We start from the raw sequence: 20,685 nt of genomic DNA, 5'->3' as shown, positions 1-20,685 counted from the left end.
CATGACTTTGGAAGCACTGAACTCTGACCTCATATCAGCACCCGAGATCGACTGGGACTTCCTCCTTGATGCTCCCCTGAAGATCCTGGTCATCATCGTCGCCGCCGTGGCGCTGAATATGATCGTCCGGCTCTTCATCCGCCGCTTCTCGGCGGCCGTGGCCAAGGGCACCGTCGGCAGCACGAGCCAGGCGGCGAACAAGTTCTCCGGCACTGCCGTCCAGGCCCAGCGGGCGGGCACGGAGCCCGAGGTCATCCGCGAGCGTCGTGCCCAACGCGCGAAGACCGTGGGTCGGATGCTGTCCTCGGTGACGACGATCGTCATCAGCGCCATCGCCGCGCTGATGATCCTCGACAACCTCAACTTCAACATCGCACCGATTCTCGCTTCGGCCGGCATCGTCGGTGTGGCCGTCGCCTTCGGTGCCCAGGAACTCGTGCGCGACTATCTGTCGGGCTTCTTCATGGTCATCGAGGATCAGTACGGCATCGGTGACACCGTCGATCTGGGCGAAGCCGTCGGTGAGGTCGAGGACGTCGGTCTGCGCAAGACTCAGGTGCGTGACCTCACCGGCACACTGTGGCATGTGCGCAACGGCGAGATCCTCCGGGTCGGAAACCTGTCCCAGGGCTGGGCCCGCGCAGTGCTCGAGATTCCCGTCGACTACACCACCTCGATGGATGACTATCGGGACATCACCGCGAAGGTCACGGCCGCGCTCACCCGGGATCCGGACGTCGCCCCTGCGATGCTCGAGCCTCCGGAGATCGCCGGCATCCAGTCCCTGTCTGCCGAATACCGGGTGATTCGGACCATGATCAAGACCCGCCCGAATCTGCAGTGGAAGGTCGAACGTGCCTTCCGTGCCGAGCTGATGGACGAATTCGATCGGCGCGGCATCCACTTCCCGGTGCTCCAGGAGACCGTGCTCAAGACCATGCCGCAGGCCGAGTCCGCGCCCGGGCAGACCACGACAGGTCAGCGCCGATCCGCCGATGAGCCGCGGAGCACCGACGCTGCGCCCACGGCCGCGGCACGCACCACCGCAGCCACGCGGATTCCCGCGCAGAAGCACCGTGCCGAGGACTCCCCCTCACCACTGCCCAGCGATGACGAGATCCGGACCAGTGCAGACGAATCCGGACTCGACTCCGCGGACAAGGACGACTGAGAAGTGAAGCAGACGTCGAATGAGACCATCTTCGAAGCCGTCGGCGGACATCCGACCTTCACGCGGCTCGTCGATGTCTTCTATGAGCACGTGGACCGGGACGAGGTGCTCATCGCCATGTACCCCGAGGGACACAGCCTCGAGGGTGCGAAGCACCGGCTGCAGATGTTCCTCGAACAGTACTTCGGCGGCCCCGGCACATATCAGGCCGAGCGCGGCCACCCCCGCCTGCGGATGCGGCACTTCCCGTTCCCTGTCGACTTCGACGCACGCGACCGGTGGCTGCGCTGCATGCGCGCCGCTCTCGACGATGTCGGGCTGCCTCCGCTCTACGACGAGGTCTTCTGGGACTATTTCCAGAGAGCCGCCACGGCAATGGTCAACACGAACCCCAACGTCCGCTGAGGCGGGCCGACTGGGACGTCGGCGCCCTACCCCCACCCGCACGCGTCCGCACGTGAGACGAATGACGCCGTGTCAGACGCGGGTGCGGGTGAGCAGGTGGCCGCCCGGGCTGACCAGCCGCAGCCATCCGGTCGACTCCATCACCTCGAGGTCGGTGGAGTCCCCCGGCAGAAATCTCAGCCCCTCGGCGGCGAAGGCCATGCCGGCCGGAAGCTTCGTGCCGCCGGCGGCCTCCATCGGCCGCGACCACACTCGTGCGCGCAGGGACCTGACCGCCTGCGACCCCGCCCCTTCGGGACTGCCCGCGCTGATCTCCTCGACCCCAGCCTCGGCGGCGGAGCGGAGCTGATGCACCGGAATCGAGTCCACGGACAGCCAGCGGCTCTTCGGCGGAGCGATCCCGCTCCACGACACGAGCACCGGATTCGGTGGAACCGGCAGGGTGGTGCCGTTCTCCTCCCGGGCGAACCGATCCATGAGGTTCGACAGCGGCACCACCTCGTCGAATCCGTCCATCTCCGGTCCGCGCAGACGCAGCATCCGCATCGCCAGCACCAGCGGGGTCGAATCTCCGATGCCGTGCGGGTACAGCGGTGCCACGGTGACGACGAGAACGGTCGAGGACACGTGCAGGCGCATCGCTCCGTCGGCGTCGAGCCGGTGGGCCATCGAGGTGAATGCGGCCAGGTCCTTCATCGCCAGCGGGTCGGCGACCTCCAGCGCCGTCATCGCCGCTTGCTCCGCAGCGGGACACCCGGACGCAGGACCGATTCGAGGGCGAGCGTCTCCCCCTCGCTCAGGCGGCGCGGCCTGGAGCTGCTGACGTCGATGAAGACGACCACCGTCTCTGCCAGGGAGTAGGCGACCGAGCCGTCGGGCTCGCAGATGACGTAGCCGACCGTGATCGAGGCGGGCTTGACCTCGCTGATGACGAGGTCGACGGCGATGGGACCGGAACGATAGGGAATCGGCTTCCGGTACTCGATCTGGTGCGAGGCCACCAGCAGTTCGGTGGTCGCAGACGCGGCGGCGAAGACCTGCGGAATCTCGATGCCGGTCACGGACTCGGCGACGCCGAACTCACCGGGGGTCGTCGGAGCATCGGAGCTGTGGGTCGGAGATCCGAGCGCCCTGACACGGGCCTCTTCGAGGAGGCGCAGCTGGGTGACGTTGTTGACGTGCCCATAGGCATCCATGTCACCCCATCTCAGTTCCAACAGTACCCGCGTATATTCGCCCAGATGGGGATCGGTGGTGCCTAGGTGCATGGTCCCCATCATGCCATCTTCGGCCCGTTGGTGTCGCTCGCGATAGGATCGTGGACGACGCGAGAACGACCGTGCCGGCGCAATGTCCGTGCAGGAGCTTGGGAGAACCGAATGACCGATGCCGAATCCACCGCAGCCGAGGCGAATGTGGCCGAGCTGCGCAAGCTCCTCGACCTCGAACCTCTCAATTTCACCTCTGCCTCGCGGGAGAGCGACTTCTTCGTCGGCGGCAGTCAGTACAAGCCCGACGGACGAGTCTACGGTGGTCAGGTCCTCGCGCAGTGTGTCGTCGCGGCCGCGGCGACGATGCCGGAGGGGCGGCTGATCCATTCTCTGCACGGCTATTTCCTGCGCGCCGGTGACGTTTCCGAGCCGATCGAATTCGGTGTCGAACGTCTGCGTGACGGCAGGTCCTTCTCGGCCCGACGGGTCCACGCCTATCAGAAGAACGCCCCGATCCTCTCCCTGATCGCCTCCTTCCAGGATGAGCAGGAGGGCCTCGAGCACTCCGAGGCGATGCCCACCGGGCTGCCGGATCCCCTCGACTGCCCGGAGCTGCAGGACATCCTCGCCGGCGACGATTCGCCGCAGGCGACCGAGTGGCTGGCCAAACGCCCCTTCGAGGTCCGCCCCGTCGAAGCTTCGCTGCATCGTGCCGGCGTCAAGGACACCGAACGCAGCGAACAGCACGCCTGGTTCCGCACCGGTTCGGCCTTCGGCGACGATCCCGTGCTCAATGCCGCAGCACTCGCCTACGCCAGTGACTTCAATCTCCTCGAACCCGTGCTGCGACGTCAGGGTCTGACGTGGAAGACTCCCGGGCTGCGCGTGGCCAGCCTCGATCACGCCATGTGGTGGCATCGCCGCGTCAGGGTCGACGAATGGATGCTCTACGTCCAGGAGTCGCCTGCCGCGCAGGGCGGTCGCGGGCTGGGCTACGGACGCATCTTCTCTCAGGACGGCTCACTGCTCGCCACCGTCGCCCAAGAGGGCATGGTGCGAGTCAAGGAGACCCGATGAGTGAGAACACTTCCATGATGGAGGTCCTCGGGACGATCCTCAGTCGTCTGGTCAATGTCGCGCTCTTCGTCGTCATCACCATCCTCGCGCTCGTGTGGATGCGGGAGAACACGGAGATGGAGATCGGACCCATCGCGCTGATCGCGATCGTCGTCGGTGTCGCCGGCACCTACCTCGTCCGGCTGCTGTTCAAGGGCATTCTGCTGCTGGGGCAGCTCTTCTCCTAAATTCGCCCGCGCAATGCACTGGTGCCCCGGTCACGAATGACCGGGGCACCAGTGTGTGGCCTCAGAGACGAGCACTGCGACTGGGTCGCAGCGACGCTCGGGACTCAGTCGCGGGTGAGGCGACGGTGGGTCACGCGGTGCGGACGGGCGGCGTCCTCACCGAGACGTTCGACCTTGTTCTTCTCATAGGCTTCGAAGTTGCCTTCGAACCAGTACCAGTCGGCTTCGTTCTCCGCTGTGCCCTCCCAGGCCAGGATGTGCGTGGCCACGCGGTCGAGGAACCAGCGATCGTGCGAGACGACGACAGCGCAGCCCGGGAACTCGAGCAGCGCGTTCTCGAGCGAACCGAGGGTTTCGACGTCGAGGTCGTTGGTCGGCTCATCGAGCAGCAGCAGGTTTCCGCCCTGCTTGAGCGTCAGGGCGAGGTTGAGCCGGTTGCGCTCACCGCCGGAGAGCACTCCCGCCTTCTTCTGCTGATCGGGTCCCTTGAATCCGAAGGCCGAGACGTAGGCGCGCGAGGGCATCTCGACGGCACCGACCTGGATGAAGTCGAGGCCGTCGGAGACGACCTCCCACAGAGACTTGTCGGGGTCGATTCCCCCGCGGGACTGGTCGACGTAGGAGATCTTGACCGTGTCGCCGATCTTGAGGTCACCGCCGTCGAGCTCTTCGAGTCCGACGATGGTCTTGAACAGGGTGGACTTGCCGACGCCGTTGGGTCCGATGACGCCGACGATGCCGTTGCGCGGAAGCGAGAAGCTCAGGCCGTCGATGAGCAGTCGCCCGTCGAAGCCCTTCTCGAGGTTGTCGGCTTCGATGACGATGTCGCCCAGGCGCGGTCCGGCCGGAATCTGAATCTCCTCGAAGTCGAGCTTCCTCGTCTTCTCGGCCTCGGCGGCCATCTCCTCGTAGCGGGCCAGGCGGGCCTTCGACTTCGTCTGCTTGGCCTTCGGGTTCGACCGCACCCATTCGAGTTCGTCTTTGAGACGTTTGGCGAGCTTGGCGTCCTTCTTGCCCTGGACCTGGAGTCGTTCGCGCTTCTTCTCGAGGTAGGTCGAGTAGTTGCCCTCATAGGGGTAGAGGTGCCCGCGGTCGATCTCGGCGATCCATTCGGCGACATGGTCGAGGAAGTACCGGTCGTGGGTGATGGCGATGACGGCGCCGGGGTAGGACTTCAGGTGCTGCTCGAGCCAGAGCACGGACTCCGCGTCGAGGTGGTTGGTCGGCTCGTCGAGGAGCAGCAGGTCAGGCTTCTCGAGGAGCAGCTTGCACAGTGCCACGCGGCGGCGCTCACCACCGGAGAGGACCGAGACTTCGGCATCCGGCGGCGGGCAGCGCAGGGCGTCCATCGCCTGTTCGAGCTGGGAGTCGAGGTCCCAGGCGTCCGCGGCATCGATCGCTTCCTGGAGCTTGCCCATCTCCTCCATGAGTGCGTCGAAATCGGCGTCGGGGTCGGACATCTCTTCGGAGATCGCGTTGAAGCGGTCGAGCTTCGCCTTGATCTCTCCGACGCCTTCCTCGACGTTGCCGAGCACGGTCTTGTCCTCATTGAGCGGGGGTTCCTGCAGGAGGATGCCCACGGAGTATCCGGGGCTGAGTCGGGCCTCGCCGTTCGAGGGCTGCTCGAGGCCGGCCATGATCTTGAGAATGGTTGACTTGCCGGCGCCGTTGGGGCCGACCATGCCGATCTTGGCCCCGGGGTAGAAGGACATCGACACGTCGTCGAGAATGACTTTGTCACCGTGCGCCTTGCGCGCCTTGTGCATCGTATAAATGAATTCGGCCATAGTGTCTTCAGGCTATCGCTACCGCGCACTCCAGCGCGAATTGACACTCTCCGAATGTACCGCCTCTGACCCGGTCCTCGACCGGTCCTTACATCGGTCCGGCGCGGCCGGGAACCCGGCTGCCGGCACGGTCCGGCACGGCCGGATCCGGAACCCGCCGCGGACGGGGCTTGACGGTCACCCGCCCCCGAGGGACGGTGCCTCTCCGGAGGAATCCGACTCGGACGATCCGCCTTCCGAGGAGCCCTCCGATGATCCTTCGGCGGACGAACTCGAAGATGACGATCCTTCGCCTTCCGAGCTTCCTCCCGTCGAGGAGGACTCCTCACCGGAGGCGGAGCCCTCGGACGCGGCGGGACTCTCGGTGCCGCCGTCCTTGCCGTTGATGTCCTCACCGGGCAGGTGGCCGGCGCCGTTCGAATCGCCGTCCTCGTCGCGCTTCTCCCCCTTGGGCGCCTTCGCGCCTTCGGGACGCTCCACCTCGCCGAACAGGCACGAGCCGGTCGACTCCGTCGGGGGCATCAGCTCGGCGGTGGCCTTGCCGCTGCGGATCTCTCCGACGACACAGCCCTTCTCGGTCTTCACGCCGAACATCTTCGAGGGCACATCATTGCCCAGCGGCGATTCGTCGATCGTGGCTTCGAGCTGATCGGCCTCGTACCCGGCGTCGAGCATGGTGGTGAAGAACTTCTTCGTCGAGGGGACCGAATCCTTGTCCCCTGTCAGCGGATCCAGGGCCTTGATCACCTTGTCGACCTCGGCCACAGGCTTGGCCTGGGTCTTGGCCGGTGCAGGCTCGGTGTCATCGCCGCCGAAGCCCAGAAGCGAACAGCCGGACAGAGCCAGGGTCAGGGCGCAGACACCCAGCGCAGGAACGAGACGCATCGACTACCTCGGCGGGAGGGGATGATTGACAGTCTCACTGTAACCGATCATCCTCCCCTGCGCTCAGAACGGCGCGGCGGCCGCCGCGGTCTCACGCGCGATGACATCGCCCTCTGAGGAGTCATCTCCGCTGCGCATCGAGTCCGCCCGGACTCCCCCGTCACCGTCGGCTGCCTGGTCACCGAGGGCCTCCACGGGCTCACCATCGGAATCCCCCGGCTGCTCCTCGCCGAAGCCGCCATCGGACATCGTCGGGGCCTGGAGTGCGGTGCCCTCGATGTTGCCCCAGCCGTCGGTGCCGGTCGTCTCGCTCGAACGCCCGCCGGAGTCCTCGGCGCCCGCGTCACGGGCGGAGCCCTTCGCCCGCTGATAGTTGGCCGTGCCGTAGCGCAGGTCGGGGCCGATGTGGTCGGCGACGACGGTCGGCGAGACCCCCTTCTTCTCGGCGGTCTCCCACTCGCGGTTCTTCAGTGCGCCTTGCACGACGACGGCCATGCCGCGTTTGAGCGACATCGCGACATTGCTCGCCAGAGGCCCGTAGCAGTCGACTCCGAACCACGAGGTGTCGTCGCTGACGAACTCCCCCGTGTCTTTGTCGACCCGCCAATGATTGACGGCCATGCGGAATGAGGCGCAGGCGCGTCCGGTCGGCAGAGTCCTGCTCTCCGGATCCATCGCGATGGTCCCGGTGAGGGTGATGGGAATGGTGGTCATGGCGGCTCCCTTGAGTGCGTCGACATCGCGACCGGATTGTCCGGCACGCTGACCTCCATTGGGCCCCGCCGCGGATTCGCTGTCCAGACATGAGAAATGCCCTGTGGACGGAGGTCATCCATCCACAGGGCATCAGCCCACGAGTCGTCGCTCCTGTGCAGGCAAGTGCTAGGCGAGCAGCTCGTAGGCCTTTCGGTGCTCTCCGATGACGGTCTTGACCGGCTGCAGATAGGAACTCTGCGCCACCTGCCCCACGGCGTCTCGCAGACTGCGGTCCACCTCGCCGGCGGCCTCATTCGCCCCCTTCAACCGCGCGGACTTCGCCATCACCGAGGTCACGACGGATCCGATGACGCCGAGGACGAAGAGGCCGATGCTCAGCACCCAGCACCAACCGGGCAGTGTCCCCGAGCCGACGATCGCGACGATCGCGGAGACGATGATGCCGAGGGCTCCGAGGATGGTGGCGAGGAAGAACACGATCTGCGCGAGATTCGCCAGCGACCACCAACCGGGACTGCGTCGTTGGATATCCACAGCCGTGACCGCAGAGTCGAGCGTCTCGGCCAGTTCGGCCGTGCTCGTCTTCTCGGCTTCGGCCGCGGCCGCCTGCCAGGGTCGGGGCAGCGTCGACACGGATTCTGTGACCAGGTCGTGGGCCATCAGGCGGACCTGTGAACTCTGCGCCTTGCTCGTCGCCGGCACCGAGGCGCGCACGAGTTCGTCTCGGCCCTGCCCGTGCTTGGCTCCCAGCGGATCGGGGGCATTGCGCTGCAGCCAGGCCAAGACGGGATAGCCGGTCTTGCGGTAGGCCCGGCGCAGGTAGTCGTCTCGCACCGTCTGGGTCACAGCCTCGACGCCTGCCGCGTCGGACATGGTCTCGACGAGCAGGGAGGCTTCGGGCAGCTCGTCCGGGGAGGCGACGGGAGAACCGAGCTCGCCCTGGATCCGCCTGGCCATCGACTCCATATCGGAGAGCAGCCTCTCGGCCGCCGCCTGCTTCGAATCGACCGTGTCGGCAAGGATGCTGCGGATCTCGGGAATGCCGTCTCGCGTCACCGCCGAGGACACGTGCACCTTGGTGTCGGTGAGTCCGTCCTCGACCAGCAGCTGGCGCAGATGATCGGCCGCGGCCTTCTGCTCCTCAGCACTGAGCTTGTCGATCTGGTTGAGCACGACGACCATATTCGAACTGTTCTCCGCCAGTTTGGCCAGGTACTCCGAGTGGAGAGAGAAGTCCGCATACTTCTGCGGGTCGACGACCCAGAAGACCACATCGACGAGCCCGACGAGGCGATCCGATTCGACCCGGTGTGCCACGGCCGTCGAATCGTGGTCGGGCAGATCCAGCAGGATCAGACCGTGGAGTCTGCGCTGATCGTCACCGTCGAGCGCGGACTCGCGCCAGGTGCGACTGCGCTCGGGAACGTGCAGCCAGTTAAGCAGGTCGGTTCCGCCCGAGCCCCAGACGCATGCGGTCGGTCGGGAGGTCGTGGGACGACGGACGCCGACGCGGGCGATCTCGAGTCCGGCCACGGCGTTGAACAGCGAAGATTTGCCCGAGCCGGTCGAGCCGGCGAAGGCGACGACGGTGAAATCCTCGCCCAGGCCCAGCCGATCCTCGGCGCGTTCGAGCAGATGCAGGGCATCCTCGCGGACCTCGGAGCTGAGCTTGTCGGGGCCCAGGGACAGCGAATGCCGGATCGCCTCGGCGAATCGTCTGATTTCGGTCTGTGCAGAACTGTTCACAATGCCACCTCGAGTCGTTCACCGGAGGAGCGCAGCGCGCCCGCCTGCCGCGCCGGCACCGCGGATAGTCTCAGAGCGTTGTCGAAGGGAACCCGGCAGGAGCCGACGATCCCCGAGGCCGAAGTCAGGAACCGATCCCGCACCGAAGCGATGAGGCTGACAGCTTCCTGCTCTCCGAAGATCGTGCCGGCGAGGCTGAGGGCCACGTTGGCGTCGTTGCGGACACCGGCGTCGGCACCGCGGGCATGCTTGGGATCCCAGAAGGCCGCGTATTCGATGACGGCGCAGACGCCGCCGACCCCGAACGAGAGGATCCTCGCCTTGGACTTCCTGCCTTGACCGATGTCACGCACGAGCGCATTCACCTCATCGGACCACGTGCTCACCGCCGACTTGACGGAGTCTTCGAGGTCCTCGGCCGGTCGCCGGAGTTCGGGGTGGGCGTCGATGAGCGCCGTTCCGCTGACATCACGCTGCCAGGCCGCGTTGACGTCATCGACGACGCCGATCGCCTGTTCGCGCAGGGAGATGGCTGCGCTGCGCAGGATCGCCACATGCAGCGGTGACGCGGCATCGTGCTTGCCGGTCACTGCTGCGGATATGCGGTCCCGCATGCGCGCCATGGTCGGCTCGAGTCCGCGGAAGAGCTGTCCGGTGCCGACGAAGTCCTGCCACCTGGCGTTGACCTCGCCGTGGAGGACGCGACCGTCGGAGAACACGTCGGCCAGTCCCGAGTGGGCGGCACGGAGCCGCTCATCGAGTGCGGTTTCCAGTCCCGCGTGTGCCGTCTCCTGGGATTCCGCGTAGTCGGCCAAGGTCTTCACCTGAGCGGGCAGGGCTGCGATCGACCCGGTCAGGGTGCGCTGCCGGATTCGGCTCAGGGAGCTTCCCTCGGAACCGACCTGGCTGATCCAGGACCGGATCGGATAGATCGCCGAGTGCGGGAGCAGTCCGTCGGCGAGGTCGAGTTCGGCGACCGAGAAGATCGGCGACTTCGCCAGTCCGGACTCCGACAGCAGGCTCGAGAGATGGTGCCGGACCTCGCGGTTGGCCTCGGGGGGAACGCGATCGAGGACGATGGCCACCGAGGTCTCCCGGGCGGCCGCGTCCTTGAGCACCGACCAGGGAGCCGCATCGGCGTAGCGGTTGGCGGTGGTGACGAAGATCCATAGGTCAGCGCTCATCAGGATCCGCCTGGCCAGATGCCGGTTGGATTCGACGAGCGAGTCGATGTCGGGGCAGTCGAGGACTGCGGTGCCGGGTTCGATGCTGTCATCGGCGACGAGCACCACCGCCGGAGCCCCGGAGCCCTCGGCGGAGGCACCGCGCGGAAGGTCGGGCAGGAAGTGTTCGGACTCGAAGTACTTCGCATCTGCGGGGTTGTGGACGACGACCGGATTGGCCGTCGTGGGCCGGCGGACGCCCGCCGGGCTCACTGTCCGACCGACGAGGGAGTTGACCAAGGTCGATTTGCCCGCGCCGGTGGATCCGCCCACGGCGATGAGGAACGGGGTGCGCGTGCGGTTGATGCGCGGCAGCAAATAGTCACCCAATTCGGAGGACAGCGCCGAATGCAGGGCGCGGCCGTGCTCGGAGTCCTCGGTCTGCAGCGGGAATCGGGTTTCGGAGACTCGCTGGGCGATATCGCTCAGCGCTCCTCCCACCGGTGGTGTCATGGCACTCTTGCTGTCTGTCATCACGCATCCACTCTCTACGTTTTCCCAGCTGTGCACCAATTGCCACGCCGTAGCAGAACGGAATTGGCCCTGATGAGCCTCACCTGCACCCCCGGCGGGGCTCGAACCCGCGACCTACCGCTTAGAAGGCGGTTGCTCTATCCAACTGAGCTACGGAGGCTCGAATATCTTATCCGATGCTCGGCACAGAACAGAAAGCGGCTCCCGGCGGGTTTCGGTCGTTGAGTCCGAGGCCCGCCAAGAGCCGCTGCGTCCCGTGCGGAGGTTCAGTAGATGCGGGTGACCCGCTCTAAGGACTTGCGCACCGTCACGAAGGCGACGATGACGAACCCGGTCAGCGCGAGGATGACCGCGACCGCTTCGATCGCGAATGCGAAGTCGACCACGATCGGGAAGAATCCGGCGAGCATGAAGCCGAGCAGAGCAACCATGGTCAGGGCGGTGGCAGTGCTGAAGTACGGGGAACCGTTCATTGTGCATCTCCTTCTGTCGTAAACACAGGGTAACTCCGAATGAGACGTGAATCACTGACAATCGGCCGAAAATTCCTCGACCGCTCGCCCTAGTCCTCGCGTCGAGCGTCGATGGCCTTTTCGAGGCGGTCGAGCTTGCCCGAGATCTCCCCGCTGTAGCCGGGGCGGATATCGGCCTTGAGCACCAGGGACACGCGGGATCCGAACCTGCCGACCGCCTCGGTGGCCTGCTTGATCACGGCGAACACTTCGTCCCATTCACCTTCGATCGTGGTGAACATCGAATCGGTGCGATGGTCGAGCCCCGAGTCGCGCACGACCTCCACCGCGGCGGCGACCGCGTCGTGGACGGAGGCATCGGAACCTTCCCCACCACTGGGGGCAACTGAGAATGCGACGAGCATTGTGATCTCCTCTGCTTGTTAAGGCGCTTGTTGCGGGTCGGTGAGACTTCTACGGGTCGGCGAGCCGGCCCCGGCTCGGTGAGACTGCTCCGAGCCGGCGTGCCGTACTCAGCTCTGCGCGGGCACGGAGATGATCAGTGAGTCCCCCTGGCCGCCGCCGCCGCACAGTGCCGCGACACCGGTGCCGCCTCCTCGGCGCTGGAGCTCGAGGGCGAGGGTGAGGACGATGCGGGCGCCCGAGGCACCGATCGGGTGGCCCAGGGCCACCGCTCCCCCGTTGACGTTGACCTTCTCCGGATCGACGCCGAGGTCTCGGGAGCTGGCCAGGCCGACAGCGGCGAAGGCTTCGTTGATCTCGTACAGGTCGAAGGAGTCTGCGGCGACGCCCTCGCGTTCCGCCGCGGCCTTGATCGCCTGGGACGGCTGGTGCTGCAGGGTCGAGTCCGGGCCCGCGGTCCAGGCGTGGGAGCGGATCTCGGCGAGGATCGGGGCACCGAGGGCCTCGGCCTTCGCACGGGACATGACGACGACGGCGCAGGCACCGTCCGAGATCTGGGAGGCGTTGCCGGCGGTGATGGTCCCGTCCTTCCGGAACGAGGGGCGCAGCTTCGACAGGGAGTCGATCGTGGTCTCGGCCCTCACACCTTCATCGGTCGAGACCGTGACATCGCCCTTGCGTCCGCTGATCGTCACGGGCACCACCTCGGACTCGAACGCTCCGGCCTCCCAGGCCTGCGCCGCCCGCTGGTGGGAGCGAGCGGAGAATTCGTCCTGGTCCGCACGGGAGAATTCGCCGTCACCGGCATTCGCGTCTTCGGTCAGGCCGCCCATGGCCTGATCGGTGAAGGCGTCCCACAGACCGTCGTAGTCCGTATGGTCCTTGAGCACGACATCGCCGTACTTGTAGCCCGACCGCGACTTCTCCAGCAGGTGCGGGGCAAGGCTCATCGACTCCTGGCCGCCGGCGACGACGACGTCGTATTCTCCGGAGCGCACGAGCTGCGCCGCCTGAGTGATCGCGTTGATGCCGGAGAGGCACAGCTTGTTCACGGTCACGCCGGGAACGTTCATCGGGATGCCGGCTGCGACGGCCGCCTGGCGGGCCGGGCCCTGTCCCAAACCGGCCTGGAGCACCTGCCCCATGATGACGCAGTCGACGTCCTCGCCTGTGATCCCGGCACGCTCGAGTGCGCCGGCGATGGCCCGGCCACCCAAGTCCACCGCGCTCAGCTTCGACAACGCGCCTTGCAGCCGTCCGAACGGTGTGCGGGCTCCCGCGACGATCACTGCATCAGCCATGTTTCCTCCTCAGATTCTCCGGATCCGCCGAGGCGACAGCACCGGATTCGCGTCTTTGCATCCCAGCGTAGTCCAGTCGGCTGTGGCGCGAATCACGGGGTCCGATCACCGCCGTGCGAACAGGTGTCCACGTGCTGCCATTCGGATCCAACATTCATACTGTCTCCGTTAGAGTAGGACGAGGACATCAGAAACCACCATTCCCTGACACGACAGGAGTTCACTTCAGTGACGCCCACCGAAGAATTCCGCACAGCGATGCGCGGGTACGAAAAGAGTGAAGTCGATTCTCGCCTGCAGCAGCTTCGGACCGAGGTCGAGTCGGTGCGCAAGGCGCTCTCCGATGCGCGTAGTCAGGTCATCAACGCCGACCGTGCGAAGCTCCAGATCGCCGGCGAACTGTCCGAGGCGAAGGCTCAGCTGAAGAAGGCCGCCAATGACAGCGCCGAGGCGGCAGGCCCTCCCGGCAGCCGCATCGACCACCTGCTCAAGATCGCAGAATCGCAGGCACGCGAGACCCTGGCACAGGCCAATTCCGATGCGGAGACCATCCGGAACAAGGCCCGCGCCGAGGCTGCTTCGGCTCGTGCACGGATGCACACCGAAAGCAATGACACCCTGTCGAACGCCCGGTCCGAGGCCGATGCGATCATCAGCTCCGCCGAGATGCGGGCCGAAGAGACGGTCAAGGCCGCCGAGAACCGGGCCGCCGAGCTCAAGGCCACCACCGATCGGGAGACCAATCAGGCCAAGGAAGCCAATGCGGCTTCGGCCAAGGAGTCCCGCGAAGCTCTCGAGCACGAGATCTCCGAACTCCGCGCCACCGCCGAGAAGGAAGCGGCCGATCTCCGCGCCGAGGCGAAGACGCAGGCAGAGGAGACCATCGCCGCCGCCCAGGCCCAGGCCGATGAGCTCCTGGCCGCCGCCAAGGCCCGTGACGAAGCGTCGAAGAAGGCCGGCAACGAACTCGACGTCGAACTGGCGACCAAGCGCCAGGAGGCCGAGGCCGATCGGAAGAAGCGCTATGACGACGCCCAGGTCGAGAACAAGAAGCTGATCGAGGAGGCCCAGGCTCGTGCGGCGAAGGCCGACACGGAGGCCAAGGAAGCGGCAGAGCGCGCGGAGACGACTCGCGCCGATGCCGTGAAGAAGGCCGACGAGATCATCGCCGACGGCAAGACCCGGGCCCAGACCCTCATCTCCGAAGCGCGGGCGACCGCCGAGGCGACGATCGAAGAGTCTGCGGCCGAAGCCAAGCGCAATGTCGCCTCCGCACAGTCGCAGGTCGACCTGCTCACCAAGCAGCGGAAGACGATCACTGCGCAGCTCGATCAGCTCCGCTCTCTCTTCGCCATGCCCGGTGTGATGGGCGAAGACGCCGTCGATCCGGCCAAGGCAGAATCAGCGTCCCACGCGACGGAGCAGATCGCCGACGAGCAGGAACTCGCAGATCTTCTCGCCGAGGGCGAAGCCGACGGTGCCGATTCCGATGCGGCTTCGACATCGACCGAGGATCAGTCAGCAGGCTCGTCGAAGACCGGCAGCAAGGGCACGTCGACGCAGTCGCAGCCGTCGAATGGCGCGAAGCCGCAGGGGTCGAATTCACCGAATTCGAACTCTCAGGGGCACAAGGCCGCAACATCGAACGCTCAGACGGCTGATTCGGACGGGAAGTCCGCGACAACCGGCACGGATGCGAAATGGGCTCCGGCAGATGCGAAGGCGGCTCAGGCCGGAGCGAAGTCAACCGACGCAGAGGGTGAATCGGCCGAGTCGAAGACCGACGGCAAGGACCTGCCCAACGGCGCCACCGACGAGGACACGATCGCGATCGATGCTCAGGTGTCGGGTGCGAAGGACGGCAGCCAGGCCGGACCGAACAACTCCAACCAGAAAGCCTCGCGCTCGCGCAATTCCCTGCGCTGAGCTTCGAAAGCTTCGTGACATGAGCTGAAGCGCCTATGCCGGTGGCAGATGCCGATGCTGGCTCAGGAACGACGAAAGGGACCAGTTCGCGGGTCCCTTTCGTCATATCTCCGAGGCTGACTGCCGATCAGCGGAATCGTTCGAAGCACCTTTGATGCCAATGCCGCCGTGACTCCACGCCGATCTCGATGCCGTGTCGGGCTTCCTGCCGCCAGGCGACGATGTGTGCGCTCGATGCTCCCACTTCGCGGCCGCAGCCGGGGCAGGTGTAGACCTTGCCCGAGTCATTGCCCTTCACCGTCTGCACCGACCAGGTGCCATCGGGCAGATTGCGGCTCGTGCGCATGCCCGCGACCGAATCGGAGAGGTCCGGCGGTGCCTGCTGCCATTTGTTCTTGCGACGCGAGGATGAAGATCGTGGCATTGGCTCATTGTCTCACGTAGGGTGAACCCCGTGCGTCTCGTCATTGCTAAGTGCTCCGTTGATTATGCCGGTCGTCTGACCGCCCATCTGCCCATGGCCGCCCGCCTGATCATGCTCAAGGCCGATGGTTCGATCCTCATCCATTCCGACGGCGGTTCCTACAAACCGCTGAACTGGATGACTCCCCCGGCCACGGTGAAGATCACCGAGCCGAGCGAGGAGCAGGCAGAGGCGGGACTGACCCAGCTGTGGGAGGTCTCCCAGACCAAGACCGGAGATCGTCTCGTCATCTCCATCGCCGAGGTGATCGCCGATGACCAGCATGACCTCGGTATCGATCCCGGTCTGGTCAAAGACGGCGTCGAAGCCCATCTGCAGGAGCTGCTGGCCGAGCACATCGAAACGCTGGGGACCGGCTACAGCCTCGTCCGCCGTGAGTACATGACCGCGATCGGTCCGGTCGACATCCTCGCCCGTGACCAGGGACAGAGGTCGGTGGCCGTCGAGATCAAACGTCGCGGTGACATCGACGGCGTGGAGCAGCTCACCCGCTACCTCGAGCTGATGAATCGGGATCCCCTGCTCAGTCCCGTCGACGGCGTCTTCGCCGCCCAGGAGATCAAGCCGCAGGCCAGGACCCTCGCCGAAGACCGCGGCATTCGCTGTGTGGTGCTCGACTACGATGCGCTGCGCGGCATGGACGATCCCGACACCCGCCTCTTCTGAGAACTTCCTGAGGTTCTACTCGAAGGTGAGGATGTCGCGCTTCTCGACGCGCTCGATATCGGCGCCGAGGCTGCGCAGGTTCGTCACGAAGTTCTCGTAGCCGCGTTCGATGTGATCGATGCCCGAGACCTCTGTGATGCCCACTGCTCGCAGACCAGCCATCACGAGACCTGCGCCGGCCCGGATGTCGGAGGCCTCCACCTCGGCGCCGGAGAGACCCTCGACACCGGAGATGAGGGCATGGTTGCCGTCGATGCGCACCTTCGCTCCGAGGCGGGCGATCTCCTGGACGAAGCGCCACCGGGCCTCGAACAGGTTCTCCGAGAGCAGCCCCGTTCCCTCGGCGACGGAGTTGAGTGCGATGACGAAGGGCTGCAGGTCGGTCGGGAAGCCGGGGAACGGCATCGTGGCCACCCGGATCGCCTTCGGTCGGTCGGCTCCACGGACCCGGAATCCCGCGCCCAGAGTGCCGTCCCCGAGTTCGATCCCGTCCAAGGGATCGACGGTGGCTCCGGCGTCCCGCAGCTTGATCGCGATATTGGGCATGAGGTCGAGCCCCACTCCCCTGACAGTGACGTCTCCCCCGCTCAGCGCGGCACCGAAAGCATAGGTGCCCGCGACGATGCGATCGCCGACAGTGCGATGATCGACCGGGCGGAGCTCGGAGACTCCGGTGACGGTGATATCAGGTGTGCCGATGCCGTCGATCCGGGCACCCATCTCGACGAGCATCGAGCAGATGTCGACGATCTCCGGTTCCTTCGCGGCATTCGAGATCGTTGTCACGCCGTGGGCGAGAGTGGCCGCCATGACCAGGTTCTCCGTGGCGCCCACGGAGGGGAACTGGAGAGAGATCTCCGTGCCCTGCAGACCCTCAGGTGCCTCGGCGACGAAGTAGCCGTGGTCGAGATGGACGGTCGCGCCGAGGGCTTCGAGGCCGGCCTGATGCATGTCGAGCCCACGTGAGCCGATCGCATCTCCGCCGGGCAGAGCGACGTGTGCGGAGCGCATCCGAGCCGTCAGCGGCCCGAGCACAGAGATCGAGGCGCGCATCGCCCGCACGAGTTCGTAGTCGGCTTGGATGCCGACCTGTTCGGGCACGTCGATGCTGACGACACCCGCCTCGGCGTCATAGTCGACGGAGCAGCCGAGGCGCACCAGCAGCTCGACCATGATCCTGACGTCGAGGATCGCGGGAACATTGCTGATGGTGGTGCGACCGACGGCGAGAAGACTCGCCGCCATGAGTTTGAGGACGCTGTTCTTCGCGCCCCTGATGTCGACGACGCCGCGCAGCTGAGAGGGGCCGGTCAGGCGGAAGACATCCATCAGGTGAACCTTCCCATCGTCGGGTTGAAGCCGGGAGGAGAGGATTCGAGCCACGAAGCCATCGTGGACAAGGACTCGGCGTCCATCGCCAGGGACACGGACCGGGGGCGTCCGTCTGCCTTCCCGTAGGAGCAGTCGACGACCACCGCGTCAGGCAGCACCGAGTACTGCTCGCCGGAGGTCGGTTTGCGGCGGACGAGGATATCGAGATCGGCGCGCGGAAGGCGCACAGCGGCCCTGCGCGTCAGGGCGAAGACCGGGTACCAGTCCAATGACGCCACAGAGAACACCGCTACGCCCAAACGCCAACGTGGGCGAGAAGAAGATTCCTCGCCCACGTTGATGGAGCAGTCAAAAGCACCGGAGAGCTTCGAGATGGACCTGCGTCGAATCGTCACAACGACGATGAGCACAAGCGCGAGTCCTACCAACGAGAGCAGAACGATCAGCAGGACAGAAGGGTTCACGGTTGCCAGTGTAACGCGCGGATCAGAGAAGTTCGGCCTGATCAGCGGCGATGATCACACGATTGTTCTCAACGGAGAGGAAGCCGCCATCGGCCTTGACCCTGATGGTTTCCTCGCCGTTCGTGAGAATCCGTGCCTCGCCATCGGCGACGACACCCAGCACAGGCTCATGGCCTGGCAGGATGCCGATCTCGCCGTCCAAGGTCCGGGCGATGACGCGCTTGGCCTCACCGACCCAGACCTCGCGATCGGCCGCGACGACATTCACATCGAGTGTCGCCATGACTTACTTCTGCATCTCTTCGTAGTTGCGCATGACATCGTCAAGCCCACCCACGTTGAAGAAGGCCTGCTCTGGGATGTGGTCGACGTCGCCGGAGCAGATCTTGGCAAAGCCTTCGATCGTATCGGCGATCGGCACGGTCGAACCGGGCACCTGCGTGAACTTCTCTGCAGTGTAGGTGTTCTGCGAGAGGAACTGCTCGATGCGGCGCGCACGGTGGACGACCAGCTTGTCCTCTTCGCCGAGTTCGTCGACGCCGAGGATGGCGATGATGTCCTGCAGTTCCTTGTTCTTCTGCAGGATCGCCTTGACCTCATTGGCCACCCGGTAGTGCTCCTCGCCCACGATCAGCGGATCGAGGATGCGCGAGGACGAGGCCAGCGGGTCGATCGCGGGGTAGAGACCGCGCGATGCGATGTCACGGCTGAGCTCCGTGGTCGCGTCCAGGTGGGCGAAGGTTGTCGCCGGAGCCGGGTCGGTGTAGTCGTCGGCCGGGACGTAGATCGCCTGCATCGAGGTGATCGAGTGACCACGTGTCGAGGTGATGCGCTCCTGCAGCAGACCCATCTCGTCAGCCAGGTTGGGTTGGTAGCCCACGGCCGAGGGCATGCGACCCAGCAGGGTCGAGACCTCGGAACCGGCCTGGGTGAAGCGGAAGATGTTGTCGATGAAGAGCAGCACGTCCTGGTTCTGCACATCGCGGAAGTACTCCGCCATGGTCAGCGCCGACAGCGCCACGCGCAGACGCGTGCCTGGCGGCTCGTCCATCTGGCCGAAGACCAGGGCGGTGTCCTTGAACACGCCGGCCTCGTCCATCTCCATGATGAGGTCGTTGCCTTCACGGGTGCGCTCACCGACACCGGCGAACACCGAGGTGCCGCTGTGGTTGTGAGCGATACGGAAGATCATCTCCTGGATGAGCACCGTCTTGCCCACACCGGCACCGCCGAAGAGGCCGATCTTTCCACCCTGCACATACGGGGTGAGGAGGTCGATGCTCTTGATGCCGACCTCGAGCATCTCGGTCTTCGACTCGAGTTCGTCGAAGGCCGGTGCCGAACGGTGGATCGGCCAGCGATCAGCGATCTCGAGCTTCTCGCCCTCTTGGAGGTTGAGGCAGTCGCCGGTGGTGTTCCAGACGTGGTTCTTCGTCACGTCACCGACGGGCACCGTGATCGGAGAACCGCTGTCGACGACTTCCTGACCGCGGACGAGTCCGTCGGTGGGCTGCAGGGACACGGCGCGGACGATGCCGTTGCCGAGGTGCAGGCCGACCTCGAAGGTCAGGTTGCGAGTGCCTTCGGAGAGCTCGACCGAGGTGGTCAGCGCGTTGTAGATCTCGGGCACGGAGTCGAGCGGGAATTCGATGTCGACAACCGGGCCGATGACTCGGGAAATCCGACCGAGGGCGGTGCCCTGTGCCGGGGACGTTTCCGTAACTGTGGCAGTCATGGTCTCTTTCTTCTCTGCTCTCGCCGGTCAGTCGCCGGCTGCCGACGCCGCAAGGGCATCGGCCCCACCGACGATCTCGGTGAGTTCCTGGGTGATTTCCGCCTGGCGGGCCGTATTGGCCAACCGGGTGTAGGTCTTGATGAGATCATCCGCATTGTCAGTGGCTGTCTTCATCGCCGCCTGCCTCGACGCCTGCTCGGACGCAGACGCACTCAGCAGCGCTGAGAGAATCCGCGAATCGATGTAGCGGGGCAGCAGCGCGTCCAACACGGCCTCTGCACTGGGTTCGAACTCATAGAGCGGGAGGGCCGTGGCGTTGGCCGCGGTCTCCGTCCGGTTGCCCGACGATGCCTCATCGGCATCGACGACCTCCAAGGGAAGCAGCCGCCGGTACTCCGGGTCGTGGTTGACGCTGGAGACGAACTTCGTGAACACGATGTAGATCTCGTCCACGCCGTGTTCGGCCGATTCCGGATCGAAGCTGTCCAACAGTGCCTCGCCGATCTCGCGGGCGTTCTCGGCAGTCGGGTTCTCCGAGATGCCGGTCCAGGCCCGTTCGATCGCACGATCGCGGAAGGTGTAGTAGTTCTTGGCCTTGCCGCCCACCGTGAACAGCTGAACGTCTTTGCCCTCTTCTCGGAGCAGCCGAATGAGCTCTTCGGCCTCACGCAGGAGGTTCGCGGAGTAGGCTCCGGCGAATCCGCGGTCGGGACCGACCACCAGCACGGCTGCGCGGGTGACCGATTCCGGTTCCGAGGTCAACACGTGGTCGACGTTCGATTCGCTTGCCACCGCCGAGACCGCACGGGTCAGGGCGTTGGCGTAGGGGCTGGCTGCCTGCGAACGGGCAATGGCCTTCTGGATCCGTGAAGCAGCGATGAGCTCCATGGCCTTGAAGATCTTCCTCAAGGACTGAGTCGAGCGGATCTTCTGTTTGAAGACCCTCTGCTGGGCTCCCATCAGTTCTTCCTTTCGCCGT

Annotated in this window: 22 protein-coding genes and 1 tRNA gene; 6 read left to right on the top strand and 17 right to left on the bottom strand. The window is 65.5% G+C overall.

Annotation, left to right across the window (positions count from 1 at the left end; translation table 11 throughout):
* The first annotated feature begins 1 nt into the window (after position 1).
* Together CV023_RS02255 and CV023_RS02250 are read left to right on the top strand one after the other, a co-directional pair.
* A complete protein-coding gene (locus CV023_RS02255) occupies positions 2-1,171 on the top strand; it encodes a mechanosensitive ion channel family protein (protein ID WP_230743845.1) in 1,170 nt (389 codons plus the stop codon).
* A gap of 3 nt (positions 1,172-1,174) precedes the next feature.
* On the top strand, positions 1,175-1,576 hold the full coding sequence (locus CV023_RS02250) for a globin (RefSeq protein ID WP_230743844.1): 402 nt from the start codon (positions 1,175-1,177) through the stop codon (positions 1,574-1,576).
* A gap of 72 nt (positions 1,577-1,648) precedes the next feature.
* Here the strand turns inward: CV023_RS02250 and CV023_RS02245 are convergent, their stop codons facing one another.
* Entirely contained in the window at positions 1,649-2,305 is a 657-nt protein-coding gene (locus CV023_RS02245; protein ID WP_230743843.1) for a hypothetical protein, read from the bottom strand.
* Entirely contained in the window at positions 2,302-2,844 is a 543-nt protein-coding gene (locus tag CV023_RS02240) for an acyl-CoA thioesterase (RefSeq protein WP_230743842.1), read from the bottom strand. The genes CV023_RS02245 and CV023_RS02240 overlap by 4 nt, the downstream gene beginning before the upstream one ends.
* Before the next feature lie 111 nt (positions 2,845-2,955).
* Between CV023_RS02240 and CV023_RS02235 the strand changes: the two genes are divergently transcribed.
* Positions 2,956-3,864, top strand: coding sequence for an acyl-CoA thioesterase (locus CV023_RS02235; protein WP_230743841.1), 909 nt, complete (start codon positions 2,956-2,958; stop codon positions 3,862-3,864).
* Complete coding sequence (locus CV023_RS02230) at positions 3,861-4,091, top strand: hypothetical protein (RefSeq protein WP_230743840.1); 231 nt, start codon at positions 3,861-3,863, stop codon at positions 4,089-4,091. The genes CV023_RS02235 and CV023_RS02230 overlap by 4 nt, the downstream gene beginning before the upstream one ends.
* A 104-nt stretch (positions 4,092-4,195) precedes the next feature.
* On the opposite strand, the gene ettA is transcribed toward CV023_RS02230, so the two are convergent.
* From ettA to CV023_RS02185, 9 genes are all read right to left on the bottom strand, one after another.
* Positions 4,196-5,878, bottom strand: a complete 1,683-nt coding sequence (gene ettA, locus CV023_RS02225; RefSeq protein ID WP_230743839.1) for an energy-dependent translational throttle protein EttA — start codon at positions 5,876-5,878, stop codon at positions 4,196-4,198.
* Positions 5,879-6,055: 177 nt separating this feature from the next.
* Positions 6,056-6,763: a DUF6993 domain-containing protein gene (locus tag CV023_RS02220; RefSeq protein WP_230743838.1), complete on the bottom strand. Its 708-nt coding sequence runs from the start codon at positions 6,761-6,763 to the stop codon at positions 6,056-6,058.
* Positions 6,764-6,826: 63 nt separating this feature from the next.
* Positions 6,827-7,477, bottom strand: a complete 651-nt coding sequence (locus CV023_RS02215; RefSeq protein WP_230743837.1) for a single-stranded DNA-binding protein — start codon at positions 7,475-7,477, stop codon at positions 6,827-6,829.
* 168 nt (positions 7,478-7,645) lie between these two features.
* Complete coding sequence (locus tag CV023_RS02210) at positions 7,646-9,226, bottom strand: GTPase (RefSeq protein ID WP_230743836.1); 1,581 nt, start codon at positions 9,224-9,226, stop codon at positions 7,646-7,648.
* Complete coding sequence (locus tag CV023_RS02205) at positions 9,223-10,923, bottom strand: dynamin family protein (RefSeq protein WP_230743835.1); 1,701 nt, start codon at positions 10,921-10,923, stop codon at positions 9,223-9,225. The genes CV023_RS02210 and CV023_RS02205 overlap by 4 nt, the downstream gene beginning before the upstream one ends.
* An 86-nt stretch (positions 10,924-11,009) precedes the next feature.
* Positions 11,010-11,083, bottom strand: a tRNA-Arg gene (locus CV023_RS02200).
* Positions 11,084-11,189: 106 nt separating this feature from the next.
* Entirely contained in the window at positions 11,190-11,396 is a 207-nt protein-coding gene (locus tag CV023_RS02195) for a hypothetical protein (RefSeq protein WP_230743834.1), read from the bottom strand.
* An 89-nt stretch (positions 11,397-11,485) separates the two neighbouring features.
* Positions 11,486-11,800, bottom strand: a complete 315-nt coding sequence (locus CV023_RS02190; protein ID WP_230743833.1) for a thiamine-binding protein — start codon at positions 11,798-11,800, stop codon at positions 11,486-11,488.
* Positions 11,801-11,908: 108 nt separating this feature from the next.
* Positions 11,909-13,099, bottom strand: a complete 1,191-nt coding sequence (locus tag CV023_RS02185; protein ID WP_230743832.1) for an acetyl-CoA C-acetyltransferase — start codon at positions 13,097-13,099, stop codon at positions 11,909-11,911.
* A gap of 228 nt (positions 13,100-13,327) precedes the next feature.
* Between CV023_RS02185 and CV023_RS02180 the strand changes: the two genes are divergently transcribed.
* Positions 13,328-15,025: a cell division protein gene (locus CV023_RS02180; protein WP_230743831.1), complete on the top strand. Its 1,698-nt coding sequence runs from the start codon at positions 13,328-13,330 to the stop codon at positions 15,023-15,025.
* Between the two features lie 127 nt (positions 15,026-15,152).
* Here the strand turns inward: CV023_RS02180 and CV023_RS02175 are convergent, their stop codons facing one another.
* Positions 15,153-15,449 carry a hypothetical protein gene (locus CV023_RS02175; protein ID WP_230743830.1) on the bottom strand — a complete coding sequence of 99 codons (297 nt, stop codon included), beginning with the start codon at positions 15,447-15,449 and terminating at the stop codon, positions 15,153-15,155.
* Between the two features lie 30 nt (positions 15,450-15,479).
* On the opposite strand from CV023_RS02175, the gene nucS reads away from it, so the two are divergent.
* Positions 15,480-16,175, top strand: coding sequence for an endonuclease NucS (nucS, locus tag CV023_RS02170; RefSeq protein ID WP_230743829.1), 696 nt, complete (start codon positions 15,480-15,482; stop codon positions 16,173-16,175).
* 15 nt (positions 16,176-16,190) lie between these two features.
* On the opposite strand, the gene murA is transcribed toward nucS, so the two are convergent.
* From murA to CV023_RS02145, 5 genes are read right to left on the bottom strand one after another with little or no spacing between them, the layout of a single operon-like run.
* On the bottom strand, positions 16,191-17,504 hold the full coding sequence (gene murA / locus CV023_RS02165) for a UDP-N-acetylglucosamine 1-carboxyvinyltransferase (protein WP_230743828.1): 1,314 nt from the start codon (positions 17,502-17,504) through the stop codon (positions 16,191-16,193).
* The gene (locus tag CV023_RS02160) at positions 17,504-17,971 is read right to left on the bottom strand and encodes a DUF2550 domain-containing protein (RefSeq protein WP_230743827.1); all 468 of its coding nucleotides are present in this window, start codon (positions 17,969-17,971) and stop codon (positions 17,504-17,506) included. Before CV023_RS02160 ends, murA begins: the two co-directional genes overlap by 1 nt.
* Positions 17,972-17,993: 22 nt before the next feature.
* A complete protein-coding gene (locus CV023_RS02155; RefSeq protein WP_230743826.1) occupies positions 17,994-18,254 on the bottom strand; it encodes a F0F1 ATP synthase subunit epsilon in 261 nt (86 codons plus the stop codon).
* Between the two features lie 3 nt (positions 18,255-18,257).
* The gene (gene atpD / locus CV023_RS02150; RefSeq protein ID WP_230743825.1) at positions 18,258-19,706 is read right to left on the bottom strand and encodes a F0F1 ATP synthase subunit beta; all 1,449 of its coding nucleotides are present in this window, start codon (positions 19,704-19,706) and stop codon (positions 18,258-18,260) included.
* A gap of 27 nt (positions 19,707-19,733) precedes the next feature.
* Positions 19,734-20,666: a F0F1 ATP synthase subunit gamma gene (locus CV023_RS02145; RefSeq protein WP_230743824.1), complete on the bottom strand. Its 933-nt coding sequence runs from the start codon at positions 20,664-20,666 to the stop codon at positions 19,734-19,736.
* Positions 20,667-20,685 lie beyond the last annotated feature (19 nt).

This window comes from Brevibacterium sp. CCUG 69071, from assembly GCF_021023135.1.
GTDB lineage: Bacteria > Actinomycetota > Actinomycetes > Actinomycetales > Brevibacteriaceae > Brevibacterium.
The sequence above is the reverse complement of the archived record's forward strand: the minus strand, read 5'-3'. Positions and strand labels throughout refer to the sequence as shown.